Origin of the sequence: Streptomyces spiralis (assembly GCF_014654675.1) — a bacterium.
Taxonomy (GTDB): Bacteria; Actinomycetota; Actinomycetes; order Streptomycetales; family Streptomycetaceae; genus Streptomyces; species Streptomyces spiralis.
Genome location: NZ_BNBC01000080.1, coordinates 1 through 25,418, shown reverse-complemented (window position 1 = coordinate 25,418; position 25,418 = coordinate 1). Strand labels below are relative to the sequence as shown.

The 25,418-nt window shown below is 71.7% G+C and carries 25 protein-coding genes; 11 read left to right on the top strand and 14 right to left on the bottom strand.

The annotated features are described in order from the left end of the window. The 3 genes from IE318_RS42310 to IE318_RS42300 form a co-directional block, all read left to right on the top strand. A partial coding sequence (locus IE318_RS42310; RefSeq protein WP_229904143.1) for a S1C family serine protease occupies nucleotides 1-1,592 on the top strand: 1,592 nt, incomplete at its 5' end. A 227-nt stretch (nucleotides 1,593-1,819) separates the two neighbouring features. Next, nucleotides 1,820-2,278 (top strand): sec-independent translocase, encoded by a 459-nt coding sequence (locus IE318_RS42305; RefSeq protein WP_189908168.1) that lies wholly within the window; start codon nucleotides 1,820-1,822, stop codon nucleotides 2,276-2,278. A 212-nt stretch (nucleotides 2,279-2,490) separates the two neighbouring features. After that, nucleotides 2,491-3,162 (top strand): hypothetical protein, encoded by a 672-nt coding sequence (locus tag IE318_RS42300; RefSeq protein ID WP_229904142.1) that lies wholly within the window; start codon nucleotides 2,491-2,493, stop codon nucleotides 3,160-3,162. A 343-nt stretch (nucleotides 3,163-3,505) separates the two neighbouring features. Here IE318_RS42300 and IE318_RS42295 read toward each other — a convergent pair whose 3' ends face one another. The 4 genes from IE318_RS42295 to IE318_RS42280 all read right to left on the bottom strand — a co-directional run bounded on the left by IE318_RS42295 (nucleotide 3,506) and on the right by IE318_RS42280 (nucleotide 7,280). After that, on the bottom strand, nucleotides 3,506-3,790 hold the full coding sequence (locus IE318_RS42295; RefSeq protein ID WP_189908166.1) for a hypothetical protein: 285 nt from the start codon (nucleotides 3,788-3,790) through the stop codon (nucleotides 3,506-3,508). A gap of 323 nt (nucleotides 3,791-4,113) precedes the next feature. After that, nucleotides 4,114-5,247 carry an Mrp/NBP35 family ATP-binding protein gene (locus IE318_RS42290; protein ID WP_189908165.1) on the bottom strand — a complete coding sequence of 378 codons (1,134 nt, stop codon included), beginning with the start codon at nucleotides 5,245-5,247 and terminating at the stop codon, nucleotides 4,114-4,116. Nucleotides 5,248-5,290: 43 nt separating this feature from the next. Further along, nucleotides 5,291-5,887: a DUF1003 domain-containing protein gene (locus IE318_RS42285; RefSeq protein ID WP_189908164.1), complete on the bottom strand. Its 597-nt coding sequence runs from the start codon at nucleotides 5,885-5,887 to the stop codon at nucleotides 5,291-5,293. Next, on the bottom strand, nucleotides 5,877-7,280 hold the full coding sequence (locus tag IE318_RS42280) for a magnesium transporter MgtE N-terminal domain-containing protein (RefSeq protein ID WP_189908163.1): 1,404 nt from the start codon (nucleotides 7,278-7,280) through the stop codon (nucleotides 5,877-5,879). The genes IE318_RS42285 and IE318_RS42280 overlap by 11 nt, the downstream gene beginning before the upstream one ends. Before the next feature lie 299 nt (nucleotides 7,281-7,579). Here IE318_RS42280 and IE318_RS42275 point away from each other — a divergent pair, with 299 nt between their 5' ends. Next, nucleotides 7,580-8,350 (top strand): hypothetical protein, encoded by a 771-nt coding sequence (locus IE318_RS42275; RefSeq protein ID WP_189908162.1) that lies wholly within the window; start codon nucleotides 7,580-7,582, stop codon nucleotides 8,348-8,350. Between the two features lie 31 nt (nucleotides 8,351-8,381). Here the strand turns inward: IE318_RS42275 and IE318_RS42270 are convergent, their stop codons facing one another. Further along, nucleotides 8,382-8,894 (bottom strand): hypothetical protein, encoded by a 513-nt coding sequence (locus tag IE318_RS42270; RefSeq protein ID WP_030176246.1) that lies wholly within the window; start codon nucleotides 8,892-8,894, stop codon nucleotides 8,382-8,384. A gap of 37 nt (nucleotides 8,895-8,931) precedes the next feature. Then, nucleotides 8,932-10,047 carry a magnesium and cobalt transport protein CorA gene (locus tag IE318_RS42265; protein WP_189908161.1) on the bottom strand — a complete coding sequence of 372 codons (1,116 nt, stop codon included), beginning with the start codon at nucleotides 10,045-10,047 and terminating at the stop codon, nucleotides 8,932-8,934. 474 nt (nucleotides 10,048-10,521) lie between these two features. On the opposite strand from IE318_RS42265, the gene IE318_RS42260 reads away from it, so the two are divergent. Further along, on the top strand, nucleotides 10,522-11,118 hold the full coding sequence (locus tag IE318_RS42260; protein WP_189908160.1) for a suppressor of fused domain protein: 597 nt from the start codon (nucleotides 10,522-10,524) through the stop codon (nucleotides 11,116-11,118). Nucleotides 11,119-11,227: 109 nt separating this feature from the next. Here IE318_RS42260 and IE318_RS42255 read toward each other — a convergent pair whose 3' ends face one another. Further along, on the bottom strand, nucleotides 11,228-12,457 hold the full coding sequence (locus IE318_RS42255) for an MFS transporter (protein WP_030176238.1): 1,230 nt from the start codon (nucleotides 12,455-12,457) through the stop codon (nucleotides 11,228-11,230). 198 nt (nucleotides 12,458-12,655) lie between these two features. Here IE318_RS42255 and IE318_RS42250 point away from each other — a divergent pair, with 198 nt between their 5' ends. The 3 genes from IE318_RS42250 (at nucleotide 12,656) to IE318_RS42240 (ending at nucleotide 14,980) form a co-directional block, all read left to right on the top strand. Then, on the top strand, nucleotides 12,656-13,297 hold the full coding sequence (locus tag IE318_RS42250; protein ID WP_189908159.1) for a DUF6758 family protein: 642 nt from the start codon (nucleotides 12,656-12,658) through the stop codon (nucleotides 13,295-13,297). Nucleotides 13,298-13,458: 161 nt separating this feature from the next. Then, on the top strand, nucleotides 13,459-14,316 hold the full coding sequence (locus IE318_RS42245; protein WP_189908158.1) for a PHP domain-containing protein: 858 nt from the start codon (nucleotides 13,459-13,461) through the stop codon (nucleotides 14,314-14,316). A gap of 58 nt (nucleotides 14,317-14,374) precedes the next feature. Continuing rightward, entirely contained in the window at nucleotides 14,375-14,980 is a 606-nt protein-coding gene (locus IE318_RS42240) for a MarC family protein (RefSeq protein ID WP_030176229.1), read from the top strand. Between the two features lie 141 nt (nucleotides 14,981-15,121). Here IE318_RS42240 and IE318_RS42235 read toward each other — a convergent pair whose 3' ends face one another. Beyond that, entirely contained in the window at nucleotides 15,122-15,274 is a 153-nt protein-coding gene (locus IE318_RS42235) for a DUF8834 family protein (protein ID WP_184968404.1), read from the bottom strand. A 231-nt stretch (nucleotides 15,275-15,505) separates the two neighbouring features. Here IE318_RS42235 and IE318_RS42230 point away from each other — a divergent pair, with 231 nt between their 5' ends. Then, complete coding sequence (locus tag IE318_RS42230) at nucleotides 15,506-16,402, top strand: NYN domain-containing protein (protein WP_037868813.1); 897 nt, start codon at nucleotides 15,506-15,508, stop codon at nucleotides 16,400-16,402. Between the two features lie 117 nt (nucleotides 16,403-16,519). Here IE318_RS42230 and IE318_RS42225 read toward each other — a convergent pair whose 3' ends face one another. Both IE318_RS42225 and IE318_RS42220 read right to left on the bottom strand, forming a co-directional pair. Continuing rightward, nucleotides 16,520-17,428 carry an alpha/beta fold hydrolase gene (locus IE318_RS42225; protein WP_189908157.1) on the bottom strand — a complete coding sequence of 303 codons (909 nt, stop codon included), beginning with the start codon at nucleotides 17,426-17,428 and terminating at the stop codon, nucleotides 16,520-16,522. Between the two features lie 129 nt (nucleotides 17,429-17,557). Next, a complete protein-coding gene (locus IE318_RS42220; RefSeq protein WP_229904144.1) occupies nucleotides 17,558-20,176 on the bottom strand; it encodes a DEAD/DEAH box helicase in 2,619 nt (872 codons plus the stop codon). A 507-nt stretch (nucleotides 20,177-20,683) separates the two neighbouring features. Here IE318_RS42220 and IE318_RS42215 point away from each other — a divergent pair. Continuing rightward, on the top strand, nucleotides 20,684-21,430 hold the full coding sequence (locus tag IE318_RS42215) for a ferritin-like fold-containing protein (RefSeq protein WP_030176225.1): 747 nt from the start codon (nucleotides 20,684-20,686) through the stop codon (nucleotides 21,428-21,430). A 71-nt stretch (nucleotides 21,431-21,501) separates the two neighbouring features. Here IE318_RS42215 and IE318_RS42210 read toward each other — a convergent pair whose 3' ends face one another. The 4 genes from IE318_RS42210 to IE318_RS42195 all read right to left on the bottom strand — a co-directional run bounded on the left by IE318_RS42210 (nucleotide 21,502) and on the right by IE318_RS42195 (nucleotide 23,481). Continuing rightward, on the bottom strand, nucleotides 21,502-21,771 hold the full coding sequence (locus tag IE318_RS42210; protein ID WP_030176224.1) for a hypothetical protein: 270 nt from the start codon (nucleotides 21,769-21,771) through the stop codon (nucleotides 21,502-21,504). 193 nt (nucleotides 21,772-21,964) lie between these two features. After that, entirely contained in the window at nucleotides 21,965-22,192 is a 228-nt protein-coding gene (locus IE318_RS42205; protein ID WP_030176223.1) for a DUF3107 domain-containing protein, read from the bottom strand. A gap of 203 nt (nucleotides 22,193-22,395) precedes the next feature. Further along, entirely contained in the window at nucleotides 22,396-23,043 is a 648-nt protein-coding gene (locus IE318_RS42200; protein WP_030176220.1) for a TetR/AcrR family transcriptional regulator, read from the bottom strand. Between the two features lie 210 nt (nucleotides 23,044-23,253). Then, entirely contained in the window at nucleotides 23,254-23,481 is a 228-nt protein-coding gene (locus IE318_RS42195) for an Rv3202a family protein (RefSeq protein ID WP_030176217.1), read from the bottom strand. A gap of 199 nt (nucleotides 23,482-23,680) precedes the next feature. On the opposite strand from IE318_RS42195, the gene IE318_RS42190 reads away from it, so the two are divergent. Further along, the gene (locus IE318_RS42190) at nucleotides 23,681-24,841 is read left to right on the top strand and encodes an alpha/beta fold hydrolase (RefSeq protein ID WP_189908156.1); all 1,161 of its coding nucleotides are present in this window, start codon (nucleotides 23,681-23,683) and stop codon (nucleotides 24,839-24,841) included. Nucleotides 24,842-25,418: the final 577 nt, after the last annotated feature.

Below are 25,418 nucleotides of genomic sequence, written 5' to 3'. Positions count from 1 at the left end.
TCGGCGTCCCGACCCCGGGGCTCGGCGTCCCGACCCCGGGGCTCGGCGTCCCGGCCTCGGACCTCGGCGTCCCGGCCGCACCGCACTCGACCCCGGCTCCGTCCCCGACGCCGCCCCAGGCTCCCGGCGTCCCGGCCCCATCGCACTCGACCCCGGCGCCGACCGCGGCCCCGCCCCACCTGCCCACCGACTCGTCGGCCTCGAGTACCCAGCCGCATGGTGCCCCGGTCCCGGCTGCCCCCTCGTCGGCCGGCGGTGACGCCTACGGCGCCGCCGTCGTCGAGTCGGCGGGCCAGGCGCCGGCCGCGGCGTCCGCCCCCGGCGGCGCTCACCCGGCGCCCCACCCCGCCGACCTTGTCGTCCCCGGCGCGCCCACCGGTCCCTGGCAGCGGTACGACCCCTGGGCCGCGGCGCCGCTCGGCGGGCCGTTGCAGCAGAGCGGGACCGCGGCGCCGAGCGTGGAGCAGCGGCGGAGGCGGGTGCGGCGAGCCCTTGTCGGAGGGGCCGTGGCGCTCGCGCTGGTCTCCGGAGGGCTCGGTGGGCTCGTGGGGGGCTACATCGAGCGCAACGGCGGCGTAGGCGCCGTAGAGCTGCCGCAGGCGGGGAAGGAGCCCGCCGGACGGGCCCCGGACAGCGTCGCGGGGATCGCCGCCCGTGCCCTGCCCAGCGTGGTGACCCTGCACGTGACCGGCTCGGAGGAGCAGGGCACCGGCACCGGCTTCGTGCTCGACCGGCTCGGCCACATCCTGACCAACAACCACGTCGTCGAGCCCGCCGCCACCGGCGGCAGGCTGGGCGACATATCGGTGACCTTCAGCGGCGGCCAGACCGCGAAGGCCACGATCGTCGGCCGCGACACCGGCTACGACCTCGCCGTCGTCCAGGTTCGCGGCGTGCGCGGGCTGACGCCGATGCCCCTCGGCAACTCCGACAACGTGCAGGTGGGCGACCCGGTCGTCGCCATCGGCGCCCCCTTCGACCTCGCCAACACCGTCACCTCCGGCATCATCAGCGCCAAGGAGCGTCCCATCACGGCCGGCGGCGAGAAGGGCGACGGGAGCGATCTGTCGTACGTCGACGCGTTGCAGACGGACGCGCCCATCAACCCGGGCAACTCAGGCGGCCCCCTCCTCGACTCCCGGGGCCGGGTCATCGGCATCAACTCGGCCATACGGTCCGCCGACAGCGGCTCGGACTCGCAGACCGGCCAGGCCGGTTCCATCGGGCTCGGCTTCGCCATCCCGGTCAACCAGGCCAAGCGCGTCGCCGAGGAGCTGATCAACACGGGCAGGGCCAGCCATCCGGTGATCGGCGTGACCCTCGACATGAACTACGCCGGTGACGGCGCCAAGGTCGGCACCAAGGGACGCGACGGCGGTTCCCCGGTCACACCGGGCGGACCCGGTGCCAAGGCCGGGATCAAGGCCGGTGACGTCATCACCGCGGTGGACGGCCAGGACGTCCACTCGGGTGAGGAGCTGATCGTCAAGACGCGTGCCCACCGCCCCGGTGACCGCCTGGAGCTGACCATCGAACGTGGCGGCGCACAGCGGAAGGTCTCCCTCGTGCTCGGGTCCTCGAACAATGGCTGACGCGAACCTCACAGGGAGGCCGGCCGCGGCCGCGACACGGGACAACACACGGCTGCCGCAAGGCAAACAAGCCGGAAAACTGGTCGCGTACACGCACTCCGAGGCCTCGGGACGGTACCGGGAGCACATATGGGGCGGGTACCGTGGTTCCGGCCCGGACCACGGATGGACCCGTACACACCGGACCACCCGAGGGCCGAGGACACGGACATCGCAAGGAGCTTCAGGTGTTCAATGACATAGGACCGCTCGAGCTGGTGACGATCATCGTCCTGGCCGTGCTCGTGTTCGGTCCGGACAAGCTCCCGAAGGTCATCCAGGACGTGATGCGCACGATCCGGAAGATCCGCGAGTTCTCGGAGAGCGCCAAGCAGGACATCCGCCAGGAGCTGGGCCCGGAGTTCAAGGACTTCGAGTTCGAGGACCTCAACCCCAAGACGTTCATCCGCAAGCACCTGGATAACGACGACCTGGGGCTGAAGGAGATCCGCAACGGCTTCGACCTGAAGAAGGAGATGGCCGAGGTCACGGACGCCGTCCACAGCCGCGACTCCGACTCGACGCCCTCGTCGTCCTCCGCCTCCTCCTCGTCGGGTTCGGGAGGCGGCCGGGTCGACATGACCAAGAAGCCCGAGGACGGCACGGACCACGACGACCGCCCGCCCTTCGACGCCGACGCCACATAGGCCGACGCCACCCCGCGAATTCCGTGCGGTCCGGTGCGGTCCTGCGTCCGTGCGGCCTGAACCCGCCCCTCCCGCGACCCACGCGCCGGGTGATTTCCCGGCTGCCCGAGACAGGCTCGATATGCTGCCGAGTTGTTGTGCGGACCGGACGCGTACGCCCGAAGGGGGGCGGGCAGCCCCGGTCCCGCGAGAGCGAGGAGGCGTCCGGGTACATGGAGACGACAAGTAGGGCGGTCGCGCAGGCGCCGGCCGCGGAGGGCGGACAGCGACTTCCCTCCGCCCAGCGCACGGTCGACGGCTACCTGCTGGCGCCCTTCCCCTGGTACGGCCTAGACGAGGCCTTCACGGGGCCGCGCTGGCTGATGCAGGTCGGCACCTCGGCCGACGGTTCCGTCGAGCACGGTTCGATCGGGCACGGCGACGAGCCCTCCGTGCGCAACGAGTTCGTGTCCGGTTCCCCGGACGACCCCAAGGAGAGGTTCGCGGTCGTCGTCACCGTCGCCGCCAACCCCGTGCGGCGCCTCGCCGACGGCACGGGGCAACTGGAGGCCACGTCGGTCTCCTCGGCGGCCTGGCTGGCCGGAGTGGGCCTGCTGTCCTTCACCTGGCCCATGCAGATGGACCACGCCCTGCGCGACGACTGGCTGGAGCAGCAGACCGAGACGGCGTGGGTGCTGGCCGACGACCTGACCGGCCCGGACTGGTCGACCCTCTCCCTGCCCGTGGACGGCGTCCCGGCCTCCTTCCACTACCGCGAGTCCGAGTTCGGCTGGGTGCTCGCGGGCACGACCCGGGAAGGGGTCCACGTGGGGGCGTACGGCAGGGGTATGAGCGCGTACGGGCTCGGCTTCGCCAAGATCAAGGACATCACCGCGTACGCGTGACTCCTACGACGAAGGGGCGCCGTCCGCAGCGGAACGGCGCCCCTTCGTCGTACGAGCGCATTGCACGGGCCCACCGGGGGCTCAGCCCCACCAGGGGCTCAGGAGCCCGCCGGGAGGCTCAGAACTTTCCTCTGGTAAAGCAGCAGGTCACCCATCTTGCAGGGCATCCGGGGCCGTCTCAAACCGCGTGCCTCACTGACCGCCGCATGATGAACCGGAGCGAGGCCGAACCATGCCGGACCCCTGGCCGCTCACCCGACACAACAGCCGGATCACTCACCTACCTGCGAACGTCCCGACAAGCCAAACGGTCCGACGGGCGAACCGTCGGACCGCCGGACTGCTATGACAGATCAAGAGATCCGAAGGTGATGATGTACACCGGGCTGTTAGTGCTGCCCTCGTTGTGCACCACCACACAGGACGTCTTCTGCTCGGTGTCCTCGGTCTTGACCTGAACTCCACAGAAGGGCGAATCGTCCCATTCCATCTGGTTGATGTTGCTGAGCACGGGGATGTTGTCCCACCCGCCGTTGTCCTCGGGGGAAGCGCTGGCCACCCCGATACCGGCGAAGAGGATTCCGCAGGTGGCCGCGGCCACCGCTGCAATCTTCTGGACGGTCCTCATGTGTTCTCCTCCGCTGCTGTGCCCCGGATCGGGCAGATACCTGGAGAACGATGTGCAAAAAGGATCAGAGCGTAACGTCATTCATCTTTTGATCACTCCTACGGCCGTACAAAACTCGACACTGCTGGACGAACTGAGCGGGCAATAGGCCTCGTTGCCCGTCGCGCCTGGCGTGACGCTGTCCAGGCCCGGGGTTGTCCCTGGGGCCGTCTCGGGGCCGTCCGGCGGCGATCGGCGATGACCAACGATGACAAACGTCGACGGCTCCGCCCCTGGCCAGAGAGTTGACCGAGGGCGGAGCCGCAGATCACAGGTGTCCGATTTCAGAACTTGTTCTTCGGCGTGATCCCCAGCGACAGCCCCGACAGCCCCCGCTGGCGGCCGCCCAGCTTGCCCGCGATCGCGCGCAGCGCCGAGCCCGCGGGGGAGTCCGGGTCGGTCAGGACGACCGGCTTGCCCTCGTCGCCGCCCTCGCGCAGGCGGACGTCGATGGGGATGCTGCCGAGGACCGGGACCGTCGTGCCGGTGGTGCGGGTCAGGCCGTCGGCGACCAGCTGGCCGCCGCCCGTGCCGAAGACGTCGACCATCTCGCCGCAGTGCGGGCAGGGCAGGCCGGACATGTTCTCGACCACGCCGACGATCTTCTGGTGGGTCTGCACGGCGATCGAGCCGGCCCGCTCGGCCACCTCGGCGGCGGCCTGCTGAGGCGTCGTCACGACCAGGATCTCGGCGTTCGGGACCAGCTGGGCCACGGAGATCGCGATGTCGCCGGTGCCGGGCGGCAGGTCCAGGAGCAGCACGTCCAGGTCGCCCCAGTACACGTCCGCCAGGAACTGCTGGAGCGCGCGGTGCAGCATCGGGCCGCGCCAGACGACCGGCGCGTTGCCCGGGGTGAACATGCCGATGGAGATGACCTTCACGCCGTTCGCCGACGGCGGCATGATCATGTTCTCGACCTGGGTCGGGCGGCCGTCCGCGCCGAGCATCCGCGGCACGCTGTGGCCGTAGATGTCGGCGTCGACCACGCCCACTTTCAGGCCCTCGGCCGCCATCGCAGCCGCCAGGTTCACCGTCACCGAGGACTTGCCGACGCCGCCCTTGCCGGAGGCGACCGCGTAGACCCGGGTGAGGTTGCCCGGCTTGGCGAAGGGGACCTCGCGCTCGGCCTGGCCGCCGCGCAGGGCGTTCGCCAGCTCCTTGCGCTGCTCGTCGCTCATGACGTCGAGCGAGACGTCGACGCGGGTGACGCCCTCGACGCGCGAGACCGCGTCGGTCACACGCTGGGTGATCGTCTCGCGCATGGGACAGCCGGAGACCGTCAGGTACACGGTGACCGCGACCGCTCCGTCCGCGCCGATCTCCACGGATTTGACCATCCCGAGTTCGGTGATGGGTCGGTGGATCTCGGGGTCGTCAACCGTCGCCAGCGCTGCGCGCACCGCGTCTTCCGTAGCCATAAGGACGATGGTACGGCCCGCGGCGGCGGCCCCGGGACCCCCGTCAGCGGTCGTCCATGTCACGCCCGCGCGGATGGTCTGCCGGGAATACGGCGGGTTCGCGATGGCCGTCCCGCAGCTCCTCCAGATCCTTCATCATGTCCTGCAGCTCCGAGCGGATCCAGTCGCGGGTCGCCACCTCGCCCAGGCCGGTGCGCAGCGCGGCGATCTCCCGGGTCAGGTACTCGGTGTCGGCGATCGACCGTTCGTTCTGCTTGCGGTCCTGTTCCAGGTTGACCCGGTCGCGGTCGTCCTGCCGGTTCTGCGCCAGCAGGATCAGCGGGGCGGCGTAGGAGGCCTGCAGGGACAGCGCCAGCGTCAGGAAGATGAAGGGGTACTCGTCGAAGCGCAGATGGCGCGGTGCCGCGACGTTCCACAGCACCCACACCAGGATCACCACCGTCATCCAGACCAGGAACCGCCCGGTGCCGATGAAGCGGGCGATCCGCTCCGACATCCGCCCGAAGGCCTCCGGGTCGTACTCCGGCAGCAGCCTGCGCCGGGGAGCGCGCGGCTGGTCCAGCCGGCCCGCCCGGGGCCGGCCGGCGGCGGTGGCACCCGCCGGGTGGCGCTCGCGGACGCTGTCGCGGTCAGCTGCCATGGGCGCCCGCCCCCTTGCCCGGTCCGATGCCCGGTCCCGCTACCGGCCCGACGCCCGGTCCGGCTGCCGGTCCGACGCCCGGTCCGGCTGCCGGTCCGACGCCCGGTCCGGCTGCCGGTCCGACGCCCGCCTGCTCGTCCAGGTGGAACTCGGTCTCCCGCCAGTCCTCCGGCAGCATGTGGTCCAGGACGTCGTCCACGGTGACCGCGCCCAGCAGTGAGCCGGCCTCGTCGACGACGGGCGCCGCCACCATGTCGTAGGTCGCGAAGAACCCGGCGACCACGGGCAGCGCGGCGTCCGGGGCCAGCGGCTGGAGATCGTCGTCGAGGAGCGAGCTGACCAGGGTGTAGGGCGGGTCGCGCAGCAGTCGCTGGAAGTGGACCGTGCCCAGGTACTTCCCGGTCGGGGTCTCGTCGGGCGGACGGCAGACGTAGACCTGGGCGGCGAGGGCGGGGGACAGGTCGGGGTTGCGGACCCGGGCCAGGGCGTCGGCGACGGTCGCGTCCGGACGCAGCACGATCGGCTCGGTCGTCATCAGACCGCCCGCCGTGTGCTCCTCGTACGACATCAGCCGCCGCATGTCGGCCGCGTCGGCGGGCTGCATCAGGCCCAGCAGCCGCTCCTGCTCCTCCACGGGCAGCTCGCCGAGCAGGTCGGCCGCGTCGTCCGGGTCCATCGCCTCCAGGACGTCGGCCGCGCGCTCGCCCTTCAGCTTGCCGAGGATCTCGATCTGGTCGTCCTCGGGAAGCTCCTCGAGGACGTCGGCGAGCCGGTCGTCGTCCAGGGCGGCGGCGACCTCGGCGCGCCGCTTGGGGGAGAGGTGGTGGAGCACGTTGGCCAGGTCCGCGGGGCGCAGCTGTTCGAAGGTGGCGAGCAGGTTCTCCGCACCCTGCCCGTGCTCCTCCAGGGAGAAGCCGGTGACCGCAGACCACTCGACCGTCAGCGTCTCGCCCCTGCCGCGCCGGAACGCGCCGCCCTTGCGGCCCTTGCGGACGAAGACCCGGTCGATCTCCCAGTCCCGGCGCGCGGGCAGCTGCTGCACGGACAGGTCCAGGACGGTGACCTCCTCGCCGGTCTCCACCAGCGTCACCCGCCGGTCCAGCAGTTCACCGAAGACGAGCCGCTCGGTGGGCCGCTGCTCGAACCGCCGGACGTTGAGCACGCCCGTGGTGATGACCTCGCCGGACTCGATGCTCGTCACCCGGGTCATGGGCAGGAAGATGCGCCGCCGGGTGGAGAGTTCGACGACCAGCCCGAGCAGCCGGGGCGGCCGGCGCCCGACGCGCAGCATGACGACCAGATCCCGCACGCGCCCCACCTGGTCGCCGGTCGGATCGAAGACGGCGACGCCGGACAGGTGCGAGACGAAGATCCGCGGGGCGCCCGCTGCCATGGCAGCGCCTCCTTTGCCGTTGTGCGTGCTTGCCGTCATGGCGAGCTTTGCCGTTGTGCGTGCTCGTGATGCGTACGGCATCTCGTGGGTATGGTGGGTGTCTTTTCCCGCTTGCCCGTTCAGGTGGGCTTCAGGCTAGCCCGTCCGGTTCGGATACGCCCTGGTGAGCGGTCCGGACGGACTGGCTCCGTTCCTCGGCCGCGGCACCGGTACGCTGCGTTACGCCGCTTCGGGTACCACCCGTCGCACGTCTCGCATGCCTCGCACCAGTCGCTCCCGTCAGAAAGGCAGCGCCACCTGTGACCGCGATTCCCCAGGGCCGCCGTTCCCGCCGGGCCGCGCTGGTGAGCGCGCTGTGCGCTCTGGTCGCCGTCACGGGAGCGGGCCTCGCGGGATGTTCCGAGCAGGATCCGGACGCGGGCACCAACGGCGTCGGCAAACTGCCGGCCGACCGGATCCAGGCCAGGACCCGGACGGCGGCGGACTCCGCGGACGCGGTGCATCTGTCCGGGGACGTCGTCAGCAACGGCCGTACGTACCGGCTCGACATGCGCCTGAAGTCCGACGGCGGATCCGGCTCGGTCACCTCGCAGGGAGTGACCTTCGGGCTGCTGCGGGTCGGCAACAAGCTGTATCTGAAGGCGAACGCCGAGTTCTGGAGCCACGCCGACGGCGACGGCAAGGACGGTGGCGGCGGCACGGACACGGGCGCCGCCGACAAGCTCGACGGCAAGTACGTGAAGGTGCCGCAGGGCGACCCCGCGTACCAGCGCTTCAGCGGCTTCACCGACAAGAACGTCCTCCTCGACGGCCTGCTGACGCTGCACGGCACCCTGGCCACGGACGGCCACCACGAGCAGTCCGGCGTCCGCACCATCCGCATCACCGGCGGCAAGGGCACCGGCGGCACCCTGGACGTCTCCCTGGAGGGCACGCCCTACCCGGTGCGCCTGGTGCGCGCGGGCGACGCGGGAACCCTGACCTTCTCGGAGTGGGGCAAGGACTTCTCCCTGACCGAACCGGACAAGAGCGACACGGTCGACTACGGCAAGCAGCTGCCGACGTCCTGACACACCCTCACTCTCCCCTTCACCGGACCGGCTACTTGCGCCGCCGCTTCCGCAGCAGCAGCCGGGGCAGTCCGGCCGGGATCGGCCGGCGGGTCGTCGCGGGCGTCGGCAGCGGCGCGTCCGCCAGCGAGCCGTCGGGCGGCGGTGCGACCGTCCCCGTCGGCTCCAGACGTACGACGCGGCACTCGCGGGCCCACCGGGCGGTCATGGCCTCGCCGTCGGGCGCGTTCAGGCGCTTGCCCTTGAGCTCGGCCACCGCCGCCTGCCACGCCTCCGACTCCGGCGCGAGCTCCACGACCTTCGCGGCCCAGGTGACCAGCCGGCCGCCCTTGTCCTTGCTGCGCACCGTCACCTCGGCGGTGCCCCCGTCGGCCAGGTGCGGCAGCGGCTGCTCGCCGGGGCCGTCGCCGACCAGGCAGGCCGCGCCCTCGTGCCAGACGTGCCACAGGGCGCGGGCCGGGACGCCGGGGCCCTTGACCCAGATGAGGCCGGACTTCTTCGTGGCCTCCTCGACGAGGGCCTGGTCGAGCAGCTCGCTTGTCATGGCAGAAGCCTAACGAGGGCCGTGCGACGAGCAGGCCTCACAGCCAGCCGTTCCGCTTCAGCGTGCGGTGGATGCCGAGGCAGATCGCGACCGTGATGCCCATGATCACCGGGTAGCCGTACTTCCAGTGCAGCTCGGGCATGTACTTGAAGTTCATGCCGTACACCCCGCAGACCATCGTCGGTACGGCGATGATCGCGGCCCAGGCGGTGATCTTCCGCATGTCCTCGTTCTGCGCCACGGACGCCTGGGCGAGGTTGGCCTGGAGGATGGAGTTGAGCAGTTCGTCGAAGGCGATGACCTGCTCCTGGACGCGGGCGAGGTGGTCGGCGACGTCCCGGAAGTACTTCTGGATGTCCGGGTCGATCAGCCGCATCGGCCGCTCGCTCAGCAGCTGCATGGGCCGCAGCAGCGGCGACACCGCCCGCCTGAACTCCATGACCTCGCGCTTGAGCTGGTAGATCCGGCCGGCGTCGGTGCCCCGCGGGGTCCGGCCCCGGCCCGGCGAGAACACCTCGGTCTCGACCTCGTCGACGTCGTCCTGAAGGGCGGACGCGACCGCGATGTAGCCGTCGACGACGTGGTCCGCGATGGCGTGCAGTACGGCGGAGGGGCCCTTGGCCAGCAGCTCGGGGTCGTCCTGGAGCCGGTGCCGCAGGGCGCGCAGCGAGCCCTGACCGCCGTGCCGCACGGTGATGAAGAAGTCCCGCCCGGTGAAGCACATCACCTCGCCGGTCTCGACGACCTCGCTGTTGGCGGTGAGCTGGTCGTGGTCGACGTAGTGGATGGTCTTGAAGACGGTGAAGAGGGAGTCGTCGTAGCGCTCCAGCTTGGGCCGCTGGTGGGCCTGGACCGCGTCCTCGACGGCCAGCGGGTGCAGCCCGAACTCGGTGGCGATACCGGCGAATTCGGCCTCGGTCGGCTCGTGCAGCCCGATCCACACGAAGCCGCCGTCGCGCCTCACCTGGCGCATGGCCTCCTGCGGGGTGAGCGTCTTCGGCGTCTCGACGCGGGTGCCGTCGCGGTAGACGGCGCAGTCGACGACGGCGGAGGGCGACGCCGGGTCGCGGGTGGTGTCGTACGCGCCGGTGTCCTTGCGCGGCGCCGGGCGGGACGGGCGGACCACGGCACGCAGGTCACGGATCATCGACATGGCGGGGCTCCTTCGCGACGAGCAACGAAGAGCCGTCCACAGCGGTCGGAACTGCCCGGAATGAGGACGTCCGGTGCGTAGATGTTTCGCACGTCCACAAAGCGGGGAGCACCGCACCGTCGCGGTGGCGGGCTTCATTGCTGATTCAGCTACTGACGCAGATCAGGCAAAGCGAAACGAAGTGCTCTTCCGCGTGAAGGCGCGCATACGGGAGGCGGTGGCCAGACAGTACGAGCAGACGCAACCGGAAAAGGCTGCGTCAACGGCGGGAAGAGCGGGTGCTACTGCACGGTCGACTTCGATCCATGACAGCCCCACCTCCTCCGGCCGGTCCCTCGTAAGGGAGTTCCATCGGCGTCGGGACCTGATGGCGACGCTTCTGCGTGCTGCCCCGAACCACCGGGCAAGAATATCAGCCGGCCGACGTGTCAAGGCGCCGCTTTGCTCGCTACTGACGAGTTCTATGCTCGCCGCATGGTTGATGTTCTTCCTCTGGTCGAGGCCCGGTTGCGTTCCGCGCTGGGCGAGCCGGACGCGCGGGCGGCGGTCACCTTCCTCGGCACGGACCGCATCGAGGTGCTGCGCTTCGCCGGCGAGGACGGGGAGGGGGCCATCGTCCGCTACGCCACCCTCGGCATGTCCGCCCACCCGATGACGGACCCCACGGCGATGCTCGCGGACCCCGTCAAGGGCCCGCGCGCCGAACTTGTCCTGTCGGTCAGGGCCGGCCTCGCCGACACCGGCAAGGTGCTGCGCCCACTTGCCGTGCTGGCCGCGTCCCCGCAGGTCGAGGGCGTGGTCGTGGCACCGGGCGCCTCGCTCGACGTGGGCGAGCCGCTGTGGCCCGGCGCGCCCTTCACCTCGGTCCTGGTGGCCGAGCCGGGCGGCCTGGTGGAGGACCTGGAGCTCGACGCGCCGCTGGACCCCGTACGGTTCCTGCCGCTGCTGCCGATGACGCCGAACGAGGCTGCCTGGAAGCGCGTGCACGGCGCGCAGGCCCTCCAGGAGCGCTGGCTGACGAACGGGACGGACCTGCGGGACCCCACCCGCCGGTCCGTCCCGCTGGAGTGACCGATCTCACTCAACGAATCGCCGAGGAGCGTCAGTTGGCCGTCGACCGGCCGTGGGCCGGCCGGCCGTGGGTCAGCCGGTCGCCGGGCACCCGGTCGTCGGCCGGCCGTCAGTTGGCGAACACCGCGACGCCGTCCTCGGTCGCGTGCTGCGGCTGGTGCTCCTCCGCATCGTGCGTGAGCGCACGGCGCCGCAGCAGGACCACGAGCGCGCCCACGAGCGCCGTGGCGCCGGCGACCACGAACGGGATGTGGAGGTCGGTCCACTCCTCGATCTTCGGTGCAAGGTAGGGCGCGGCGGCGGCCGCGAACCAGCGCACGAAGTTGTAGCCCGCGCTCGCCACCGGGCGCGGAGCGTCCGACACGCCGAGGGCGAGTTCGGTGTAGACGGTGTTGTTCACGCCGATGAACGCGCCGGACAGGATCGTGCAGACGATCGCGGTGGTGTGGTCGCCGTAGCCGAGCACGACCACGTCGGCGGCGAGCAGCACCAGCGAACCGCCGAGCACCTTCAGCGAGCCGAACCGCTTCTGCATGCGCGGTGCCACGATCACCGAGAAGACGGCGAGCAGCACGCCCCAGGCGAAGAACACCGCCCCCGACTTGTAGGGCGTCATGTTCAGCACGAACGGCGTGAAGGCCAGCACGGTGAAGAACGTGTAGTTGTAGAAGAACGCCGAGACCGCCGCCGAGGCGAGACCGCCGTGGCCGAGCGCCTTGATCGGGTCCAGCAGCGAGGTCCTGCGGGCCGGCTTCGGCTGTTCCTTCAGGAACGCCGTGATGCACAGGAAGCCGACGGCCATCAGGAACGCGGTGCCGAAGAACGGGTAACGCCAGCTGGCGTCGCCGAGCAGCGCGCCGAGCAGCGGGCCGCACGCCATGCCCAGGCCGAGCGCCGACTCGTAGAGCAGGATCGCGGCGGCGCTGCCCCCGGCCGCCGCGCCGACGATCACCGCGAGCGCGGTGGAGACGAACAGCGCGTTGCCCAGGCCCCAGCCGGCCCGGAAGCCGACCAGCTGGCCGACCGAGCCGGAGGTGCCGGCCAGGGCGGCGAAGACCACGACGAGGGCGAGGCCGACCAGCAGGGTCTTGCGGCCGCCGATGCGGCTGGAGACGAAGCCGGTCACCAGCATCGCGATGGCGGTGATCAGGAAGTACGAGGTGAACAGCAGGGAGACCTGGCTGGCGGTCGCGTTCAGGCCCTTGGCGATGGAGGGAAGGATCGGGTCGACGAGCCCGATGCCCATGAAGGCGACGACGGACGCGCCGGCCGTCGCCCAGACGGCCTTCGGTTGCCGCAGGATGCCGCCCGCTCCCGCGTCGAAGGGGTCCTCGGCCATGCCGTGCTCCAATCCCGGTGAGATCGCCGTGTGAGATCGCCGTGAGGTAGATGGTCCGCCAATTTGGTTGGCTTATACACATAGTAAGTTAGCGCGGCTAATTGATGCAACATGCATCTAGTTCTGCCGGTCAGGTGTTCCCTCCGGTCGGGTGATCGTCCTTGACGTGGCGCGGTCCGGGTAGGACCGTGGGGCCCTATGAGGGGCGAACCCAGTTGCCCGAAGTGCGGTGGCCGGGTCAGGGCTCCCGGACTCTTCAGCGACGCCTGGCGGTGCGAGGTGCACGGGACGGTGTATCCGCTGCAGCCCGTGATCCCGCCCAGCGTCGAGGCCCTCGGCGTGGTCGTGAACCGCACCCAGGTACCGGTGTGGATGCCGTGGCCGCTGCCGGTCGGCTGGCTGTTCACCGGGGTGGTCTACGCCGGTGACGACCGCAGCGGCGGCCGCGCCACCGCCGTGGCGTGCTCGGGACCCGGCCCGCTCGGCGGCGTGGGGGAGCTGATCCTCGTCGCCGAGGAACTCGGCGTCGGCCTCGGCGCCCGCTACGCCGGCATCGACGGCCCGGACCCCGGCCTGTCCCTGAACGTGGAGAAGCCGCCGGACGCCAAGGTGCTGGCCGGTGGCCGCCCCACCCCGCTCTGGCACGTCTCCGGCGCCCCGGTCGACCGCGCCGTGTTCGCGGGCGAGGCACGCGGGCTGTGGCTGTGGGCGGTGGTGTGGCCCGAGCAGTCGGGGCTGCTGATGTACGACGAACTGGTGCTGGCCGATCTGCGTGACGCGGGCGCCGAGGTCGAGCTGGTGCCGTGCGGGGCGCTCTCGCCGCGGCTGCTGCATCCGTAGGTCCGCAGGAGGCAGGCTGCCGCAGCCGTGGGCACGCCGGGACCGTAGGTGCGGGGGCGGTGTAGGGGGCGTCACGGCGAATCGGTTGTGACAGGGCACGCCCTGTCTCCCGTTATCCTTGGGTGTTCCCTTCCGTCCCGTCACCGCCTGGAGTCAGTGTCGTGCGCATCGATCTGCACACCCACTCCACCGCGTCCGACGGTACGGACACCCCGGCCGAGCTGGTGCTGGGCGCCGCCGCGGCCGGTCTGGACGTCGTCGCGCTGACCGACCACGACACCACCCGCGGACACGCCGAGGCGATCGCCGCGCTGCCCGAAGGGCTCACCCTCGTCACCGGCGCCGAGCTGTCCTGCCGTATCGACGGCACCAGCATGCACATGCTGGCCTACCTCTTCGACCCCGCCGAGCCCACTCTGCTCGCCGAGCGTGAGCTGGTCCGGGACGACCGGGTGCCGCGGGCCAAGAGCATGATCACCAAGCTGAACGCGCTGGGCGTGCCGGTGACCTGGGAGCAGGTCGCGCGGATCGCGGGCGACGGCTCGGTCGGACGGCCGCACATCGCCTCCGCGCTCGTCGAGCTCGGCGTCGTACCGACCGTGGGCGACGCCTTCACCGACCAGTGGCTGGCCGACGGCGGCCGGGCCTACGTCGAGAAGCACGAGACGGACCCCTTCGAGGCGATCCGGCTGGTCAAGGGGGCCGGCGGGGTCTGCGTCTTCGCCCATCCGGCGGCCGTCAAGCGGGGCCGTACGGTTCCGGAGTCCGCCATCGCCGAGATGGCCGCCGCGGGACTCGACGGCATCGAGGTCGACCACATGGACCACGACCCGGACACCCGGGCGCGGCTGCGCGGCCTGGCCGCGGAACTGGGACTGCTGGTCACCGGTTCGAGCGACTACCACGGCAGCCGGAAGTCCGTCTCGCTCGGCGAGTTCACCACGGACCCCGAGGTCTACGGGGAGATCACCCGGCGGGCGACCGGAGCGTTCCCGGTGCCGGGCACCGGCGGAGCCTGAGGAACGACGCTCCGACCTCCCCATCCCTTCACTTCTTCACTTCTTCCGCAAGGCCCTCATGTTCGACGTTGCCGTCTTCGGCTCTCTCTTCCTGACCCTTTTTGTCATCATGGATCCCCCTGGGATCACCCCGATCTTCATAGCGCTGACCGGTGGACGCGCCGCACGGGTGCAACGGCGGATGGCGTTCCAGGCCGTCTGCGTGGCCGGCGGAGTGATCACGGTGTTCGGCCTGCTCGGCCATCAGATCCTCGACTACCTGCACGTCTCCGTGCCGGCGCTGATGATCGCGGGCGGGCTGCTGCTCCTGCTCATCGCGCTCGACCTGCTCACCGGCAAGACCGACGAGCCGAAGCAGACGAAGGACGTGAACGTCGCCCTCGTCCCGCTGGGCATGCCGCTGCTCGCCGGTCCCGGCGCGATCGTGTCCGTGATCCTCGCCGTGCAGAAGGCCGACAGCGTGGCCACGCAGGTGTCGGTGTGGTCGGCGATCCTCGCGATCCACGTCGTGCTGTGGCTGGTGATGCGCTACTCACTGCTGATCATCAGGGTCATCAAGGACGGCGGTGTGGTGCTGGTGACCCGGCTGGCGGGCATGATGCTCTCCGCGATCGCCGTCCAGCAGATCATCAACGGCGTCCTCCAGGTGATCCGGGGCGCCTGAGGGGCCGTCAGGGGCGCTTGAGGCTGTCCGGGGCGTTTGAGACTGCCCCGGGGCACTTGAGGTTGTGCGCCACGCACGCAAGAAGCCCCCGTACGGCGCGAGTGCCGTACGGGGGCTCGAAGCGTCAAAAACGGTCCGCCGTTACGAGGCCGTGGTCTCGGCCGGGCGGATCCAGAGCCGCTGACCGATCGCGGCGGCCTGCTGAACGATCCGGTTGACGGAGGCGGCGTCCACGACGGTGCTGTCCACGGTGGTGCCGTCGACCTCGTCGAGTCGCATGATCTCGAAGCGCACGGGCTTCTCCCTTCGTCTGGTCATCCTCCTGCGGAGAATTACTGGTGAGGTGGGTGGCGCACGGGGCCGTCGAGCCCCTTGTTCCATGCATAGTCAACGATCCGCGTGTTACGAACATTCCCTACACTAAATAAATTTTTCGAACGTCTAATTACTGACCGGTAAGTCATGGTTGGTCGACCGACCGGGACCAGTTGTGTTCGCAGCGTGATCGCCGGGACAATGGAGGCGATGAACGAGGACCACGCGGCGCTGGCCGCCCGCATCGACCGCACGAACGAGCTGCTGGAACGCATGCTCGCCGAGGTGGCCAAGACACCCTCGACCCATGCGATCTTCGTCGACGCCGGCTACCTCTACGCCGCCGTGGGCCGACTGATCGCCGGGACGGAGGACCGCCGGGCCTTCGACCTGGACGCCGAGGGCCTGATCGACGCGCTCATCGACCGCGCCCGCACCGTCTTCGCCGACAGCCGGCTGCTGCGCGTCTACTGGTACGACGGCGCCCGCCGCCGTATCCACACCGCCGAGCAGCAGTCCATCGCCGAGCTGCCCGACGTCAAGGTCCGCCTCGGCAACCTCAACGCCAACAACCAGCAGAAGGGCGTCGACTCACTCATTCGGACGGACCTGGAGTCCCTGGCCCGGCACCGCGCCATCAGCGACGCGGCCCTGCTCGGCGGCGACGAGGACCTGGTCTCGGCGGTCGAGGCCGCCCAGGGCTTCGGCGCCCGGGTCCACCTGTGGGGCATCGAGGCGCCAGAGGGCCGCAACCAGGCCGAGCCGCTGCTGTGGGAGGTCGACAGCCAGCGCACACTCGACCTCGACTTCTTCAAGCCGTACGTCTCCCGGCGCACGGCGGTGGCCTACGACCCGGCGGGCGGCGACCGGCCCAGCCGCGACGACGTCCGCTTCGTGGGCGCGCAGATCGCCGCGAAGTGGCTCGCGGCACGCGGCCGGGACACCCTGGTGGAACTCCTCCCCGGCCATCCCTACCTGCCCGGCTCGGTCGACCAGGACCTGCTGGTCGAGGCCGAGGGGCTGCTGCAGTACTCGCTGCGCGGCCAGGCGGACCTGCGACGCGCCCTGCGCGACGGCTTCTGGGACCACCTCCAGGCGCAGTACTAGGGGGTGTCTCGCCGATCATGCCGGGCTCGCGGTGGCCGGCACCGCTCCCTGATCCGGCCTGATCGACGAGACACCCCCTAGCGGCTCCTGCCGGCGGCTCGGGGTGGCCGGGCGGCGCTAGGCAGGGCGCGGGGCCTCGGCGGTGTCGGCCGTGCCGTGTGTGGCGTCGTCCCAGAAGTCGGCGAGGGCGCGGGCGGTGGGGAGCGGCTGGTCGCAGTTGGGGGAGTGCTCGGCGCCCACGACGACCGTGCGCCGGGCGCCGAGCCGTACGGCCATGTCGTCCAGGAGCGGCAGCGGCCAGGTCTCGTCCCGCGCCCCCGACAGCACGTGGAACGGCAGTGCGACTGCGGCGAGTTCGGCGACGCGGTCCGGCTCGGTGCACAACTGGTGTCCGGTGGCGAGGAGTTGCGCGGGCTTGTTGCCCAGCCAGCGCCGCCGAAGGTCCTCCCGGGCATCGAGGCCCGCGTCCGGCGCGGTGTCGGTCTCCTCGGGCGGCTCCATCGCCTGGATGACGTCCCACACCTGGGCCATCGTCATCACACCCAGCGCGTCCCGCAGCAGCTTCACCCGCTGCCGCTGCGAGGCGGAGATCTGCGCCGGACCGGAGGCCATGAGGGTGAGCGAGAGAAAGGGGGAGCGGTCGAGCAGCACGGCCGCGCGGGCGATCTGCCCGCCCAGGGAGTGCCCGAGCAGATGCACGCGCGTGCCGAGCGCCTCGGCCTGTGCGAGGACGTCCCGCGCGAGTTCCTCCTGTGCGTACGCCGACTCGTCGTCCGCCGGCCCGCCCGACTCGAACTGCCCTCGTCCGTCCACGGCCACGGTCCGGTACCCGCGCGCCGCGAGCGGTTCGTGCAGCGGGTTGAAGTCCTCCTTGCTCCCGGTGAACCCCGGCAGCAGCAGCGCGGTGCCCCGCGCCCGGGCACCGGGCGCCACGGGCGCGTCGACGACGGCGAACTCACCGCGAGCGGTGCGCAACCGGTAGGCCCGGGCACCGGCCGGCGGACGGAAGGTCGGAGGCCTGCTCATGCGGCGAGGTTATCGGGCGCGCGGGCGGAGGACGGAGGCGGAACGCCTCCGCCACGGTCGCGTCGCCGTGCCGTGGGACGCCGACGGCCCGGTCCCACACGAGGTGGGCCGGGCCGTCGGGTTGCGGTGTCAGGCCTCGGCGGACTCCACCGAGGCCGCAGCCTTCCGGGTGCGCCGCGCCGTGGGCTTGGCCTCCGGCTCAGGCTCACCGGTGGCCTGCGCCGGGATCTCCGCGGTCACGGGCTCGGCGGCCTTGCGGGTGCGGCGGCGCGGCTTGACCTCCTCGGCACCGTCGACGACGGCAGCCGTCGCCTCGGGGGCCGCGGCGGCCTTCTTCCGGGTGCGCCGGGGCTTGGCCTCGCCTTCGGCGGCGTCCACTGCCGCTTCGGCGGCGACGGGCTCGGCGGCCTTGCGGGTGCGGCGGCGCGGCTTGGCCTCCGCCTCCTCGGTGACCGTCGGCGCCTCGGCCGCGGCAGCCGCCTTCTTGCGCGTACGGCGCGGCTTGGCTTCCGTGCCCTCGGCGGTGTCGGCGGCGGCTTCCGGAGCGGTGGCCGCGGCCTTGCGGGTGCGCTTCGGCTTCGCCTCGACGGCGGTCACGCCCTCGGCCGCCTCGACGGCGTTCTCGGCGGTGGCCGCGGCCTTGCGGGTGCGCTTCGGCTTCGCCTCTGCGCCCTCCGGCGTCTCGGCCGTGCCAGCCGTGGCAGCCGTCTTCCGGGTGCGGCGCGGCTTGGCTTCGGACGCCGTTGCGCCTTCGGCCGTGTCGACTGCCGCTTCCGGCGCGGCGGCGGCCTTCTTGCGGGTGCGGCGCGGCTTGGCCTCGACCTCGGTCGTGCCTTCGGCGGTGTCGACCGCCGTTTCGGCGGCGACGGGCTCGGCGGCCTTGCGGGTGCGGCGGCGGGGCTTGGGCTCCTCCGCCTGGTCCGCCCGGTCCGCCTGTACGGCCGTCTCGGCCTGCTCCGCCGTGCCTTCGGCCGTGTCCAACGCCGTCCGGGCGGTGGTGGCCGCCCTCTTGCGGGTGCGGCGCGGGGCCGGTGCGGGCTCGGTGTCCTCGGTGTCGACCGCGACCGCGGTCTCGGCCGCGACGGGCGATGCCTCGGCCGTGACGACCGACGCCTCGACCGTGCGCTCCGCCGACTTGCGGGTGCGGCGGCGGCGCGGCTTCGCCGGGGTCTCGGCGGCGTCGAGGGCCGGGCCCTCCGCCGTCGTCACCGCGGCCTCCGCGGCCGCCGGGGACTCGGCAGTGTCCTCCGAGGCCACCGCCGCCACCGGTTGCGACGTCGCGCCGCCGCGTGTGCGCCGACGGCGGCGCGGGGTGCGGGTGGTGGTGAGCTCGTCCCCGGCCGTGGTCCCGGCCGACACGACATCGGACGGGGCGTCCGCGACCGGCGTGCCCGAAGGCGCCGTACCGGAGACCGCCGTACCGGAGTCCACCGGTGCGCCGCCACGCGTGCGGCGCCGACGGCGCGGGGTGCGTGCCGGGCGCTCGCGCTCGCGGTCGTCGGAGCGCGCCTCGTTACGGCCGCCCCGGCCACCGCGCCCGCGGGCGCCGCGACCGCCGGTCTCGCCGAGGTCTTCCAGCTCCTCCGCGTCCAGCCCGGCGCGGGTCCGCTCCGAGCGCGGCAGGGTGCCCTTCGTGCCCGCGGGGATGCCCAGGTCGGAGAACAGGTGCGGGGAGCTCGAGTACGTCTCCACCGGGTCGTTGAAGTCCAGCTCCAGCGCCTTGTTGATCAGCTGCCAGCGCGGAATGTCGTCCCAGTCGACGAGCGTGATCGCCGTGCCCTTGGCACCCGCGCGACCGGTGCGGCCGACCCGGTGCAGGTACGTCTTCTCGTCCTCGGGGGACTGGTAGTTGATGACGTGGGTCACGCCCTCGACGTCGATGCCGCGCGCGGCGACGTCGGTGCAGACGAGGACGTCGACCTTGCCGTTGCGGAAGGCGCGCAGCGCCTGCTCGCGGGCGCCCTGGCCGAGGTCGCCGTGGACCGCGCCGGAGGCGAAGCCGCGACGCTGGAGCTGCTCGGCGATGTCGGCCGCCGTGCGCTTGGTGCGGCAGAAGATCATCGCCAGCCCGCGGCCTTCGGCCTGCAGTATGCGGGCGACCATCTCCGGCTTGTCCATGGAGTGCGCGCGGTAGACGAACTGCTTGATGTTCGCGACCGTCACGCCCTCGTCGTCCGGCGCGGTGGCGCGGATGTGCGTGGGGCGGGACATGTAGCGGCGCGCGAGGCCGATGACCGCGCCCGGCATGGTGGCCGAGAACAGCATGGTCTGCCGCTTGGCCGGCAGCATGTCGATGATCTTCTCGACGTCGGGCAGGAAGCCCAGGTCGAGCATCTCGTCGGCCTCGTCGAGGACCAGGCACTTGACGTGCTTCAGGTTCAGCTTCTTCTGGCCGGCGAGGTCGAGCAGGCGGCCCGGGGTGCCGACGACCACGTCGACGCCCTTCTTCAGCGCCTCGACCTGGGGCTCGTAGGCCCGGCCGCCGTAGATGGCGGTGACGCGCACGTTGCGCACCTTGCCCGCGGTCAGCAGGTCGTTGGTCACCTGCGTGCACAGCTCACGCGTGGGGACGACGACGAGCGCCTGCGGGGCGTCGGTGAGGGCCTCGGGCTCGGCGCGTCCGGCCTCGACGTCGGCGGGGACGGTGACGCGCTCGAGGAGCGGAAGGCCGAAGCCGAGCGTCTTGCCGGTGCCGGTCTTGGCCTGTCCGATGACGTCCGTGCCGGAGAGGGCGACGGGGAGGGTCATCTCCTGGATGGGGAAGGGAGTGGTGATGCCGACGGCCTCCAGGGCCTCGGCGGTCTCGGGGAGGATCCCGAGGGATCGGAACGTCGTAGTCAGGGTGCTGCCTCTTCTGTGTGCGCGGCGCGAGGCGAGCGCGGGGGTCGTGTCGCGTGACCGTGCCTGGGGGACGTCGGCCGCCGTACGGGCATACCGCTCGGGCAAGCCGTATGGCACGGGACCTCTGCCGACGCTCTAGCGCTCGTACCGCTTGGAGGTCCCTCCGGTCGTCGTACGCACAGTTGGCGTACGGCCTGGGAGGGCTGTCGGGTCGGAGCCGATCGGGCCACCGACCGGGCATCCTCATGCGTGCGGCCTGTCGAGGCACACCGAAACACGTCGGCGTACCAGCAGGCGCATTACCACCATACCCCGGAATCGTGTACACGCGATGGCCGATTTGGTCACGTAGTCGTCGTCACACCGGTTGACCGGGTCCTTCGAAGGAGCGGCGAGCGGGCTATTGTGCGCTTCATGACGAGCTCTGACAAGCCTGAGAACGCCGCAGACGCCCCCGCCGAACGCACCGGGATCGCCGCCCAGGACTGGGCGACGGCCGCCGCCGACCCGCAGTACCGCGCCGCGGTCGTCGACCTGCTCGGGGCTCTCGCGTACGGGGAGCTCGCGGCGTTCGAGCGGCTCGCGGAGGACGCCAAGCTGGCGCCCACCCTCGCGGACAAGGCCGAGCTGGCGAAGATGGCGTCGGCGGAGTTCCACCACTTCGAGCGGCTGCGCGACCGGCTCACGGAGATCGGGGAGGAGCCGACCGCCGCGATGGACCCGTTCGTCGCCGCGCTCGACGGCTTCCACAAGCAGACGGCGCCCTCGGACTGGCTGGAAGGGCTCGTCAAGGCGTACGTCGGCGACTCGATCGCCAGCGACTTCTACCGCGAGGTCGCCGTCCGCCTGGACTCCGACACGCGCGAGCTGGTCCTCGCCGTCCTCGACGACACCGGGCACGCCGGGTTCGCGGTGGAGAAGGTGCGCGCGGCGATCGAGGCGGACCCGCGCGTGGGCGGCCGGCTCGCGCTGTGGGCGCGCCGCCTGATGGGGGAGGCCCTCTCGCAGTCCCAGCGGGTCGTGGCCGACCGGGACGCGCTGTCCACGATGCTCGTCGGCGGTGTCGCGGACGGCTTCGACCTCGCCGAGGTCGGCAAGATGTTCTCCCGGATCACCGAGGCCCACACCAAGCGGATGGCCGCGCTGGGCCTGGCGGCGTGAGCGCCTGAGCCCTCGCGCCCGAGTTCCCGCGCCCTGGTTCCCGCGTCCGAGTTCCCGGCGGTCCTCGGCGGCTACGCCGTCAGGGATCGTCGGCGCAGGCGGCCGGCCGGGCGCAGCAGCAGGGACAGGGAGGCGGCGGAGACGACCGCGGCGCCCAGCAGGTTCAGGAGGATGCTGCCGGAGCCCAGCGCGCTGTGGGTGACGAACCCACCGAACAGCGCGCCCGCGACGGCGGTCGACAGCACCAGCAGGCGGGACGGCAGCCGGTGGGACAGCCGGTGGAACGCGGCCCAGCCGAGCAGCAGACCGAGCACGGCGGAGCCGAACGTTTCCAAGAACATGAGGGTCCCTCCCAGGCAGTCGGCCGGTGCCTCTCGGTCGTAGCCGGTCATACCCCTGACCTGCGGAATACAACCCTCCCCTGTGGGCTGTTCGTGCGCCACCTGTGAACGGCCCGACAGAAGCCGACAGAAAGAGCGGGGTCCCGCCGACCACCGGCCGACGGGACCCCGCTCGTCTTCTCGTCCTGCGTGACTACAGCGCGCCGAAGCCCACCTTGCGCGGCGACGGCTCGCCCAGCTCGACGTACGCCAGACGCTCGGCCGGGATCAGCACCTTACGGCCGTGCTCGTCGACGAGGGTCAGCAGCTGCGACTTGCCGGCCAGCGCCTCGGCGACCGCCCGCTCGACCTCCTCGGGGCTCTGACCGCTCTCCAGAACGATCTCGCGGGGCGCGTGCTGCACGCCGATCTTGACCTCCACGGCTATGTCCCTCCGACGGTCAGTGAAGTGCGCGGCCTTCCGCGCCGTACCCAGCACACATTAGCCCGGTGAGGGGATCCGCACGCCGCGCCCCGGAACGCCAGGAGCGAACAGCCGACGGGAACAAACCCGACGGGGACACGGCCGACGGAAACATTCCCGCCGGTCCGCCCGCCGCCCCGCCGCCGGTCCGGCAGGCAGGCTCAGTGCTGCTGCTGTTCGGTGCCGTGCAGCGGGAAGCCCGCGATGCCGCGCCACGCCAGGGACGTCAGCAGCTGGACCGCCTGGTCGCGCGGGACGCTGCGGTCGCTGTGCAGCCACGAGCGGGCCACCACCTGGGCCAGGCCGCCCAGGCCCGAGGCGAGCAGCATCGACTCGGCGCGCGAGAGGCCGGTGTCCTCGGCGATGACGTCGCAGATCGCCTCGGCGCACTCGATCGTGACCTTGTCGACGCGCTCGCGCACCGCGGGCTCGTTCGTCAGGTCCGACTCGAAGACCAGCCGGAAGGCCCCGCCGTCGTCCTCGACGTACGCGAAGTAGGCGTCCATCGTGGCCCGCACGCGCTGCTTGTTGTCCGTCGTCGACGCCAGCGCGTTGCGCACGGCCTGGATGAGCGACTCGCAGTGCTGGTCCAGCAGCGCGAGGTAGAGGTCGAGCTTGCCCGGGAAGTGCTGGTAGAGCACCGGCTTGCTGACGCCGGCGCGCTCGGCGATGTCGTCCATGGCCGCCGAGTGGTAGCCCTGCGCCACGAAGACTTCCTGGGCGGCGCCCAGCAGCTGGTTCCGTCGGGCACGGCGCGGCAGGCGCGTGCCTCGCGGGCGTGCCGCCTCTGTCTGCTCGATGGCTGTCACGCCGCCTCCCAAAATCGTCCCTGTGCGGTGTGCGCCGCGCCGCCATCGTACTTTTCGGTAACCGTACTGTGCGCGGTGCGAGCGCAGAATTTCACGTACCGGACGGTGAAGAAACCGGTCCAAAGGTTTCGAACAGGTTCAGTTAGGGCATAAGTGGGCTCCACCGCTGTTCAGTGGCGGTGGCCGGGCCGTTCAGCGGTGGGTCGGCCGTCAGCGGTAGTCGTCCTCGTCGAGGGACACGACCCGCGCCTGCTCGACGAGGTCGGCCTCGTTCGCCCGGTCGGGTTCCACGCGCGTCAGCGGTTCGTCGCGTTCCTGTGCGAGCTCCGCCTGCTGCTCGGCGATGTCGCCCTCCGGGGCCTCGACGTCGATCTCCGGCACGTTCTCCTCCTCGTTCTCGTTCTCGAACGTCTCGGGATCGGTGGGGTCGACTGCCATGCCGGGCTCCCTTCGTGTGAGTGTCCCCGGAAGAATCAGGGGCTACATGCGGGTGCCCTCTGTACGAGCCTAGGAGACACCCGATCTGGACGCCATGCGGTCCGGGGGCCGAGTACCGCTCCGAACACAGCTCCGAATGCGCGCGATCTGTGACGGCGAACACATGAGTCGGTACGTGATCGTCTCGTAACATTGCCGCATGTCTTCGACCGAGCTGCCCTCCGTGCCGCCCGCCAACATTCTTCCCAGGGTGGCACCCGTCAGGGTCGAGGAGGGCGAGCGACTGCGCTCGGTCGGACTGTCCGGGATCACCCTGACGGTGCGCTCCAGGCCGCCCGCCCGCAAGGGCCTGCCGCCCGCGCTCTACGTCCACGGGCTCGGCGGCTCCTCGCAGAACTGGTCGGCGCTGATGGCGCTGCTGCAGGACGTCGTCGACGGCGAGGCGATCGACCTGCCGGGCTTCGGGGACTCCCCGCCGCCGGACGACGGCAACTACTCCGTCACCGCGCACGCGCGCGCGGTCATCCGCTTTCTGGACGCCTCCGACCGCGGGCCGGTCCACCTGCTCGGCAACTCGCTCGGCGGTGCCGTCTCCACCCGCGTCGCCGCGCTGCGCCCGGACCTCGTCCGGACGCTGACGCTGGTCTCGCCCGCGCTGCCCGAGCTGCGGGTGCAGCGCAGCGCCGTGCCGACCGGGCTGCTCGCACTGCCCGGCGTGTCCGCCCTCTTCACCCGGCTCACCCGGGAGTGGACGGCGGAGCAGCGGGTCCGCGGAGTGATGGCCCTCTGCTACGGCGACCCGGGGCGGGTCACGCCCGAGGGGTTCCGCAACGCGGTGGAGGAGATGGAACGCCGGCTGCGGCTTCCGTACTTCTGGGACGCGATGGCGCGCTCCGCGCGCGGGATCGTGGACGCGTACACGCTGGGCGGCCAGCACGGACTGTGGCGCCAGGCCGAGCGCGTCCTCGCGCCCACGCTGCTGATCTACGGCGGCCGGGACCAGCTCGTCGGCTACCGCATGGCCCAGCGCGCCGCCCGTGCCTTCCGCGACTCCCGCCTCCTCACTCTGCCGGACGCGGGCCATGTCGCCATGATGGAGTACCCGGAGACGGTGGCGACGGCCTTCCGGGAACTGCTCGCGGACACGGGGGAGGCTCCGCCGAGAGGGGCGGGCGCGGGGGAGACTGCGACGAGAAGGGCGGGTGCGGGGGAGGCCGCGACGAGAAGGGCGGACGCGGGGGAAGGGCCGGTGAGACAGGTGGACGCGGAGGAGGCATCGGTGGGTCCGATGGGAGAGCGTGCCGGCTCGGACGGCGCGGGGGCCGATGACGGGCCTTCCGGCGTGAGCATGGGGGGCTGAGGGAGCAGGTGGGACGCCACAGCCGTCGCGGACCGGCCCCGAAGGGCGACACCGCGGACACAGCCGCAACACGGGACGGTGGCAGAGGCCGCCCGGGAACGGGCTCCGTGCCGGGGCAGGGCACGGCCCCCGAGGACCGGCCGGAGCCAGGCAGCCTGAGCCCGGGCCCAGGCCCGGGTCCGGTTTCGGGTCCGGGCAGGGTGCCGCCCGCGCGGTGGCCGGGTTCCGGTGCGTTGCCGGGGCAGCGACTGACGGGCGGCGTCCCGGCGTACGGGACACATGAGGCATATGGCGTCCCCGGGGGGCCCGCGGCCCCCGTCCCGGGCGCACCGACCGGCTTCACTTCGGGAACACCCCGCTTCACCGACGGCACGCCCGCCCATGGGGTCCCGCGCCTGCCGGATGGAACGCCCGCGCGCGGAGTCCCGCGCCTGCCCGACGGCGCTCCTGCCCACGGAGGTCCGCGCCTCCCCGGTGGGGCACCCACGCAGGGCGTGTCCCGCTTCCCCGACGGGACACCGGCGCACGGCGTCCCTCGCTTCCCCGACGGGACACCGGCGCACGGCGTCCCTCGCTT

Bases quoted from the DNA above. Each gene is read 5' to 3' on its own strand.
- IE318_RS42300 (WP_229904142.1), top strand. From the start codon at position 2,491: ATGGAGACGACAAGTAGGGCGGTCGCGCAGGCGCCGGCCGCGGAGGGC.
- IE318_RS42295 (WP_189908166.1), bottom strand. From the start codon at position 3,790: ATGAGGACCGTCCAGAAGATTGCAGCGGTGGCCGCGGCCACCTGCGGA.
- IE318_RS42290 (WP_189908165.1), bottom strand. From the start codon at position 5,247: ATGGCTACGGAAGACGCGGTGCGCGCAGCGCTGGCGACGGTTGACGAC.
- IE318_RS42285 (WP_189908164.1), bottom strand. From the start codon at position 5,887: ATGGCAGCTGACCGCGACAGCGTCCGCGAGCGCCACCCGGCGGGTGCC.
- IE318_RS42280 (WP_189908163.1), bottom strand. From the start codon at position 7,280: ATGGCAGCGGGCGCCCCGCGGATCTTCGTCTCGCACCTGTCCGGCGTC.
- IE318_RS42270 (WP_030176246.1), bottom strand. From the start codon at position 8,894: ATGACAAGCGAGCTGCTCGACCAGGCCCTCGTCGAGGAGGCCACGAAG.
- IE318_RS42265 (WP_189908161.1), bottom strand. From the start codon at position 10,047: ATGTCGATGATCCGTGACCTGCGTGCCGTGGTCCGCCCGTCCCGCCCG.
- IE318_RS42260 (WP_189908160.1), top strand. From the start codon at position 10,522: ATGGTTGATGTTCTTCCTCTGGTCGAGGCCCGGTTGCGTTCCGCGCTG.
- IE318_RS42255 (WP_030176238.1), bottom strand. From the start codon at position 12,457: ATGGCCGAGGACCCCTTCGACGCGGGAGCGGGCGGCATCCTGCGGCAA.
- IE318_RS42250 (WP_189908159.1), top strand. From the start codon at position 12,656: ATGAGGGGCGAACCCAGTTGCCCGAAGTGCGGTGGCCGGGTCAGGGCT.
- IE318_RS42240 (WP_030176229.1), top strand. From the start codon at position 14,375: ATGTTCGACGTTGCCGTCTTCGGCTCTCTCTTCCTGACCCTTTTTGTC.
- IE318_RS42230 (WP_037868813.1), top strand. From the start codon at position 15,506: ATGAACGAGGACCACGCGGCGCTGGCCGCCCGCATCGACCGCACGAAC.
- IE318_RS42225 (WP_189908157.1), bottom strand. From the start codon at position 17,428: ATGAGCAGGCCTCCGACCTTCCGTCCGCCGGCCGGTGCCCGGGCCTAC.
- IE318_RS42220 (WP_229904144.1), bottom strand. From the start codon at position 20,176: ATGACCCTCCCCGTCGCCCTCTCCGGCACGGACGTCATCGGACAGGCC.
- IE318_RS42215 (WP_030176225.1), top strand. From the start codon at position 20,684: ATGACGAGCTCTGACAAGCCTGAGAACGCCGCAGACGCCCCCGCCGAA.
- IE318_RS42210 (WP_030176224.1), bottom strand. From the start codon at position 21,771: ATGTTCTTGGAAACGTTCGGCTCCGCCGTGCTCGGTCTGCTGCTCGGC.
- IE318_RS42195 (WP_030176217.1), bottom strand. From the start codon at position 23,481: ATGGCAGTCGACCCCACCGATCCCGAGACGTTCGAGAACGAGAACGAG.
- IE318_RS42190 (WP_189908156.1), top strand. From the start codon at position 23,681: ATGTCTTCGACCGAGCTGCCCTCCGTGCCGCCCGCCAACATTCTTCCC.